The sequence below is a fragment of the Methylobacterium oryzihabitans genome (genome assembly GCF_004004555.2).
GTDB lineage: Bacteria > Pseudomonadota > Alphaproteobacteria > Rhizobiales > Beijerinckiaceae > Methylobacterium > Methylobacterium oryzihabitans.
The window spans coordinates 65,682-73,131 of the sequence record NZ_SACP01000030.1 but is presented as its reverse complement, the minus strand read 5'-3'; the positions used below and the strand labels follow the sequence as shown (position 1 = coordinate 73,131).

Here is a 7,450-nt window from a genome sequence, read left to right as displayed (position 1 = left end):
CCTCTCCCACTCGGGAGAGGGGAGGCGTGCCAAAGCGAAAGCCGCCTTCGACCGGGGCAACGGATACAGACGACCACCGCCCGGTTTCATCCGCAAGGGACGGCAAAGCCGGTGAGCAACTGATACGGAATCCGGACGATGATTCCCGGGTTCCGCATCATCAGCCCGCGCGGCGCAGAGCAAAGCTCTGCGCGCACCTGAGCGGAGTCGAAATCGGCATCGCGAATGCGATCCGCCAGGATCGCCTGAAGCGATCATCCGGATTTCGTATGAGCGGTGGATCGCCGGAACTACCCGGAGCGTGGCCCTTCCGTTCCGGACCATGATAGTTTACATGTGAACTATCGGCGGCGGAACGGCCGCGTCGGGACGGTGGGAGAGGGCCATGCCGAGCTACAAGGCTCCGGTGGAGGACGTGCTGTTCCTCCTCGACGACGTGTTCGCGATCCAGAGCTACGGCCATCTCCCGGGCTTCTCCGACGCCTCGCCGGACGTGATCGGGGCGGTGCTGACCGAGGGCGCCAAGCTGTGCGAGGAGGTGCTGGCGCCCCTCAACCAGACCGGCGATCGGCAGGGCTGCACCCGCCACCCCGACGGCCGCGTGACGACGCCGGAGGGCTTCAAGGCCGCCTACGACGCCTATGCCGACGGCGGCTGGATGGGCCTGTCGATGCCGGCGGCCTATGGCGGCCAGGACCTGCCGCACGTCCTCAACAGCGTGATGCAGGACTTCGCCTCGTCGGCGAACCTCGCCCTCAGCATGTATCCGGGCCTGACCCAGGGCGCGATGGCCGCCCTCCTCGTCCACGGCAGCGAGGCGCAGAAGCGCCTCTACCTGCCCCGGATGATCGAGGGCCGCTGGACCGGGACGATGAACCTGACCGAGCCGCATTGCGGCACGGATCTCGGCCTGCTGCGCACCCGCGCCGTGCCGAAACCGGACGGATCCTACGCCATCACCGGCACCAAGATCTTCATCTCGGCCGGCGAGCACGACCTGTCGGAGAACATCGTCCACCTCGTGCTCGCCCGCATCGAGGGCGCGCCGGCCGGCACCAAGGGCATCTCGCTGTTCGTCGTGCCGAAGTTCCTCGTCGCCGAGGACGGGACGCCGGGGGCGCGCAACGGCGTCGCCTGCGGCTCGATCGAGCACAAGATGGGCATCCACGGCAACGCCACCTGCGTGATGAACTACGACGGCGCCACCGGCTGGCTCGTCGGCGAGGCCAATCGCGGTCTCGCCGCGATGTTCGTGATGATGAACGAGGCCCGCCTCGCCGTCGGCATCCAGGGGCTCGGCCAGTCCGAGGTCGCGTACCAGAACGCGGTGGCCTATGCCCGCGACCGGCTCCAGGGGCGGTCGCTGACCGGCGCCAAGGCGCCCGAGAAGCCTGCCGACCCGATCATCGTCCACCCGGACGTGCGCCGGATGCTGCTGTCAATCCGCGCCTTCAACGAGGCGGCCCGCGCGCTCGTGCTGTGGACCGCGCTCCAGGCCGACATCTCGCACCGCTCGCAGGACCCGCAGGAGCGGCAGGCGGCCGAGGACCACATGGGCCTGCTGACCCCGGTGGTGAAGGCGCTGCTGACCGATCTCGGCTTCGACAACGCGGTCAAGGCCCAGCAGGTGCTCGGCGGCCACGGCTACATCGAGGAATGGGGGTTGTCGCAGTTCGTGCGCGACGCCCGCATCGCCCAGATCTACGAGGGCGCCAACGGCATCCAGGCGATGGACCTCGTCGGCCGCAAGCTGCCCCGCGACGGCGGCCGGGCGATGATGCGCTTCCTCGGCGAGGTCGAGGGCTTCTGCAAGCAGAACGCCGGCGACGAGGCGATGACGCCGTTCGTCGTCCCCCTCGGCAAGGCGCTCGGCGACCTCCAGGCGGGGACGATGTGGCTGATGCAGAACGCGATGGCCAAGCCCGACAATGCCGGGGCCGGTGCCACCGACTACCTGCACCTGATGGGCCTCGTGGCGCTCGGCTACATGTGGGGCCGGATCGCCAAGGCGGCGCACGCCGCGTCGGCCTCGCCGCGGATGGAGGCCAAGCTCGTCGCCGGGCGGTTCTTCATGGAGCGGATGCTACCCGAGACCGCCACCCGCCTCGCCCGCCTCTCCGCCGGCGCCGACGCCGTGATGGCGATGCCGGCCGAGGCGTTCTAGACAGAACCCGTCTCCAAGCGACTGACTTGATAAGTAATTTTTGAACGCGGGATCCCCTTTCCCGAGTGGGAGAGGGGATCCCGCCACACCGAATGCCGCTTTCGACGAATGCAAAGGGGGCAGATGACCGCCGCCCCGTTTCATCCGCAAGGGACGGCCAGGCCGGTGAGCAACTGAGACCACGGGGACGACGACCCGACGATTCCGCCGCGTTCCGCCCGGGCCGACCGCCCGGGCCGGGGACGCCCGAAGCCGGCCCGCACGAGGCAGGCCCGAGGAGGACGAGATGCCCGACGCCTACATCTACGATCACGTCCGCACCCCCCGGGGCCGCGGCAAGCCGGACGGGTCGCTGCACGAGGTGACGGCGCTGCGGCTCGCCGAGACGGCCCTGCGGGCGCTGAAGGAGCGCAGCAACCTCGACACGCGGGCGGTCGACGACGTCGTGCTCGGCTGCGTCGATCCGGTCGGCGAGGCCGGCGGCGACATCGCCCGCGCCGCCGCCCTGGTGGCCGATTACGGCGACCACGTTCCGGGCGTGCAGATCAACCGCTTCTGCGCCTCCGGGCTCGACGCGGTGAACTTCGCCGCCGCGCAGGTGATGGCCGGTCAGCACGACCTGACGGTCGGCGGCGGCGTCGAGTCGATGAGCCGCATCGGGCTCGGCGCCTCGGGCGGCGCGTGGCCGGTCGATCCGGCGATCGCGATCAAGTCGTACTTCATGCCCCAGGGCGTCTCGGCCGACCTCATCGCCAGCAAGTACGGCTTCTCCCGCGACGCCTGCGACGCCTACGCGGTCGAGTCGCAGAAGCGGTCGGCCGCCTCGTGGGAGGACGGGCGCTTCGCCGCCTCGGTGGTGCCGGTGCGCGACGTCAACGGCCTCACCCTGCTCGCCCGCGACGAGCACATGCGGCCGGGCACCGACATGCAGTCGCTCGCCGCCCTCAAGCCCTCCTTCGTGCAGATGGGCGAGATGGGCGGCTTCGACGCCGTCGCGATCGAGGCCCATCCCGACGTCGAGGCGGTGAACCACGTCCACCATGCCGGCAACTCGTCGGGGATCGTCGACGGCGCCGCCGCGGTGCTGATCGGCTCGCGCGAGGCCGGCGACGCCGCGGGCCTCAGGCCCCGCGCCCGCATCCGCGCCTTCGCCAATATCGGCTCCGATCCGGCGCTGATGCTGACCGGCCCGGTCGACGTGACCCGCAAGGTGCTCGCCCGCGCCGGGATGACCACCGGCGACATCGACCTGTTCGAGATCAACGAGGCCTTCGCCTCGGTGGTGCTGCGCTTCCAGCAGGCCTTCGACCTCGACCCGGCCCGGGTCAACGTCAACGGCGGGGCGATCGCGATGGGGCACCCGCTCGGCGCCACCGGCGCGATGATCCTCGGCACCGTCCTCGACGAGCTGGAGCGCACCGGCAAGCAGTCGGCGCTGGTCACCCTGTGCATCGGCGCCGGCATGGGCACCGCCACGATCATCGAGCGGGTCTGAGCGCCCCGGGGGAGACGACCATGAGACGGACCATCCTGTGTCTCGCCCTGGTGCTCGCCGGCCTGCCGGCGGCCCGGGCCGACGAGCGGGTCGCGGTCGCCCGCGCCCTGATCGAGAAGACCGTGGCGAGGACCCTCACCGACGGCTTCCGGCAGGCCGCCGCCGGGACGCTGGCCAAGCTCTCGCCGGAGCTCGCCGAGCAGGCCCGGCCCGAGATCGACCGGACCTTCGTCCAGGAGCGCGCCAACCTCGTCGACGCGCTGTCGAAGGAATACGCCCAGAAGTTCTCCGAGGACGAGCTGCGCCACATCTCGAAGATCTACGACGACCCGGTCTACCAGCGGTTCCAGGCGCTCAACGCCGATCCGAACTCCCTCGTCTCCGGCATCACCAAGGAGACGGTGACGAAGCTGATGAACCTGCTCGCCCTCACCTCCCTGACGCAGAAGCCGGGCGAGGCGTCTCCTGCCGCCCAGCCCCCGGCTGCGCCCAAGCCCTGACGGAGCGGACGCGATGAACCTCACCCATTTCCGCTTCGAGACCGATGCCGACGGCGTCGCGCTCGCCACCTGGGACATGGCCGGCCGCTCGATGAACGTCATCACCCCCGAGGTGATGGACGAGCTCGGCCGCATCGTCGACGAGGTCGCGGGCAACCCCGCGATCAAGGGCTGCGTCATCGCCTCGGGCAAGGAGACCTTCTCGGGCGGCGCCGACCTCACGATGCTCCAGGGCCTCGGCGCCGAATACGCCCGCCTCGCCGGCGAGCGCGGCGAGGAGGAGGCGATGCGGTTCTTCTTCGAGGAATCGCGCCGGCTGACCCTGCTCTACCGGCGGCTGGAGACCTGCGGCAAGCCGTTCGCGGCGGCGGTGCACGGCACCTGCCTCGGCGGCGCGTTCGAGCTGGCGCTGGCTTGCCACCACCGGGTGCTGTCGGACGACGAGAAGACCCGGGTCGGCCTGCCGGAGATCAAGGTCGGGCTGTTTCCCGGCGCCGGCGGCACCCAGCGGGTCGCCCGGCTGATGCAGACCGGCGACGCCCTCCAGATGCTGTTCAAGGGCGACCAGATCCGGCCGCTGATGGCGCGCAACATGGGCCTCGTCCACGCGGTCGTGCCCCGCGCCGACCTCGTCGCCACCGCCAAGGCGTGGATCAAGGGCGGCGGCTCGGCCGTGGCGCCCTGGGACGTGCCGAAGTTCAAGGCGCCCTCCGGCAAGGTCTACTCGCCCGCCGGCATGATGATCTGGCCGCCCGCCAACGCGATCTACCGCCGCGAGACCCACGACAACTACCCCGCCGCCAGGGCGATCCTTCAGGCCGTGTACGAGGGCCTGCAACTGCCGATGGACCTCGCGCTGAAGGTCGAGAGCCGGTACTTCGCCAAGATCCTGCGCAGCCCGCAGGCGGCGGCGATGATCCGCACGCTGTTCGTGTCGATGGGCGAATTGAACAAGGGCGCCCGCCGGCCGAAGGGCGTCGGCGAGGTGCCGTTGAAGCGCGTCGGCGTGGTCGGGGCCGGGTTCATGGGGGCGGGCATCGCCTACGTCACGGCGAATGCCGGGATGGAGGTGGTGCTGGTCGACCAGAGCGCCGAGGCGGCCGAGAAGGGCAAGGCCTACGCCCACAAGCTCGTCAGCGACCAGATCATGAAGGGCCGCGCCAAGTCGGCCGACCGTGACGCGCTGCTCGGCCGCATCACGGCGACCGCGGACTATGCCGCGCTCGCCGGCTGCGACCTCGTGGTCGAGGCGGTGTTCGAGGATCCGCGGGTCAAGGCCGAGGTGATCGCCAAGGTCGAGGCCGTGCTCGGCCCCGACGCGGTCTTCGCCTCCAACACCTCGACCCTGCCGATCTCCGGCCTCGCCAAGGCCTCGGCCCGGCCGCAGAGCTTCATCGGCATCCACTTCTTCTCGCCGGTCGAGAAGATGATGCTGGTCGAGATCATCCTCGGGCGCGAGACCGGCGAGCGGGCGCTCGCCGCCGCCCTCGACTACGTGCGGGCGATCAGGAAGACCCCCATCGTCGTCAACGACGCCCGCGGCTTCTTCGCCAACCGCTGCGTCGGCGCCTACATCCTCGAAGGCCACCTGATGCTCGCCGAGGGGGTGCCGGCGGCGATGATCGAGAATGCCGGCCGGCAGGCCGGGATGCCGGTGGGGCCGCTGTCGCTCAACGACGAGGTCGGGGTCGACCTCGCCCTCAAGATCGTCAAGGCGACGAAGGCGCAGCTCGGCGAGGGCGCGGTCGACCCGCACCAGGAGCGCCTGCTCACCGCCCTGGTCGAGGGCGAGGGCCGGCTCGGGCGCAAGAACCGCAAGGGCTTCTACGACTATCCCGAGCAGGGCCAGAAGCGGCTGTGGCCGGGCCTGCGCGATCTCTGCGGTCCGGCGCTCGACCCGGATTCGGTGAATTTCACCGAACTCAAGCAGCGGCTCCTCGTGACCCAGGCGCTGGAGGCCGCCCGCACCGTCCAGGAGGGCGTCGTCACCGACCCGCGCGAGGCCGATGTCGGCTCGATCCTCGGCTTCGGCTTCGCGCCGTTCACCGGGGGGGCCTTGTCCTACATCGACTTCATGGGGGCGGCCGCCTTCGTGGAACTGTGCCGGACCCTGGAGGCCAAGCACGGCGCCCGTTTCGCGCCGCCGCCGAACCTGCTGGCGATGGCCGAGACCGGCGCCACCTTCTACGGCGAGGCGGCCCGGCAGGCGGCGTGATCCCGCTGCCATCGGGCTGAGATGAAACGCCGTCATCACCCTCCGGACGCACCGGGGGGACCAGCATGGCGATCGACGCGAGCCCGGCGGAGACGCCGCCCCGACCCGGCCGGCGCCGCGTGGTGCTGGTCGCCAACGCCGCCGCCGGTTCCCTGGTCGGGGGCGACGGCTCCACCGGCGATCGGTTGCGCGAGCGCCTCGCCGCCGCCGGGCTCGACGTGGTGGCCGAGCCCGCGCCCGACGCGCCGCTGCCCGAGCGCCTGCGCGAGGCCGCCGCGCTGCCGGGGCTCGACGCCGTGGTGGCGGCCGGCGGCGACGGGACGCTCGCCTGCGCGGCCGCGGCGCTGACCGGCACGGACGTCGCCCTCGGGATCCTGCCCCTCGGCACGATGAATCTCCTGGCCCGCGACCTCGGGCTGCCGCTCGACCTCGACGGGGCGGTGGCGGCGATCGCGGCCGGGCCGGTCCGGGCGGTGGATGTCGGCGAGGTCAACGGCCACGTCTTCCTCATCAACTCGGTGCTCGGCATGCCGGCCCGCATGGCCCGCCACCGCGAGGCCCGGCGCGGCCGGGCCGGGCTCCTCGACCTCCTGCGCTTCGGCCTCGGCCTGCTGCGTCATCTCGGCCGCTACCCGCGGGTGCGGGCGGGATTGCGCTACGGCGTGGCCAGCCGCGAGGTCCGGTTCCGCATCCTGGCGGTGGTCAACAACGATTATCGCGAGGGAGTCGGGCAGGTTCTCCGGCGCGCCAGCGTCGACGGCGGCACGCTGACCTTCTATCTCGTCGAGCGCCTGTCGGCGGCCCGGCTGGTACGCCTCGGGCTCGGCTTCGCGGTCGGCGAGTGGCGCGGCCTGCCGGACCTGGAGCGGCACGCGGTTGGCGATCTCACCGTCACATCCCGGCGCCGGCGCCTGCGGGTGATGAACGACGGCGAGGTCCTGCTGCTGGCGCCGCCCCTGCGCTACCGTCTCCGTCCCGGAGCCCTGCGCGTCCTCTGCGCCGGACCGGACTCGCCGTGATCTCCGCGAGACCGCGGGGTCGCAGGGGAACGCGTCTCCGGCGTCGGATCCGATACA

General features: G+C 71.3%; 5 protein-coding genes. All 5 read left to right on the top strand.

The window, feature by feature from the left end; genetic code table 11:
• Positions 1 to 385 precede the first annotated feature (385 nt).
• The 5 genes from EOE48_RS23255 (at position 386) to EOE48_RS23235 (ending at position 7,393) form a co-directional block, all read left to right on the top strand.
• Complete coding sequence (locus tag EOE48_RS23255) at positions 386 to 2,164, top strand: acyl-CoA dehydrogenase C-terminal domain-containing protein (protein WP_127733268.1); 1,779 nt, start codon at positions 386 to 388, stop codon at positions 2,162 to 2,164.
• 286 nt (positions 2,165 to 2,450) lie between these two features.
• On the top strand, positions 2,451 to 3,659 hold the full coding sequence (locus tag EOE48_RS23250) for an acetyl-CoA C-acetyltransferase (RefSeq protein WP_127733267.1): 1,209 nt from the start codon (positions 2,451 to 2,453) through the stop codon (positions 3,657 to 3,659).
• A gap of 20 nt (positions 3,660 to 3,679) precedes the next feature.
• On the top strand, positions 3,680 to 4,159 hold the full coding sequence (locus EOE48_RS23245) for a DUF2059 domain-containing protein (protein WP_127733266.1): 480 nt from the start codon (positions 3,680 to 3,682) through the stop codon (positions 4,157 to 4,159).
• Positions 4,160 to 4,172: 13 nt separating this feature from the next.
• The gene (locus tag EOE48_RS23240) at positions 4,173 to 6,374 is read left to right on the top strand and encodes a 3-hydroxyacyl-CoA dehydrogenase NAD-binding domain-containing protein (protein WP_127733265.1); all 2,202 of its coding nucleotides are present in this window, start codon (positions 4,173 to 4,175) and stop codon (positions 6,372 to 6,374) included.
• Positions 6,375 to 6,439: 65 nt separating this feature from the next.
• Positions 6,440 to 7,393, top strand: a complete 954-nt coding sequence (locus EOE48_RS23235) for a diacylglycerol/lipid kinase family protein (RefSeq protein ID WP_127733264.1) — start codon at positions 6,440 to 6,442, stop codon at positions 7,391 to 7,393.
• Positions 7,394 to 7,450: the final 57 nt, after the last annotated feature.

Excerpts from the sequence above, each read along its gene's own strand:
- EOE48_RS23240 (WP_127733265.1), top strand. The coding sequence starts at position 4,173 with ATGAACCTCACCCATTTCCGCTTCGAGACCGATGCCGACGGCGTCGCG.
- EOE48_RS23235 (WP_127733264.1), top strand. The coding sequence starts at position 6,440 with ATGGCGATCGACGCGAGCCCGGCGGAGACGCCGCCCCGACCCGGCCGG.
- EOE48_RS23245 (WP_127733266.1), top strand. The coding sequence starts at position 3,680 with ATGAGACGGACCATCCTGTGTCTCGCCCTGGTGCTCGCCGGCCTGCCG.
- EOE48_RS23250 (WP_127733267.1), top strand. The coding sequence starts at position 2,451 with ATGCCCGACGCCTACATCTACGATCACGTCCGCACCCCCCGGGGCCGC.
- EOE48_RS23255 (WP_127733268.1), top strand. The coding sequence starts at position 386 with ATGCCGAGCTACAAGGCTCCGGTGGAGGACGTGCTGTTCCTCCTCGAC.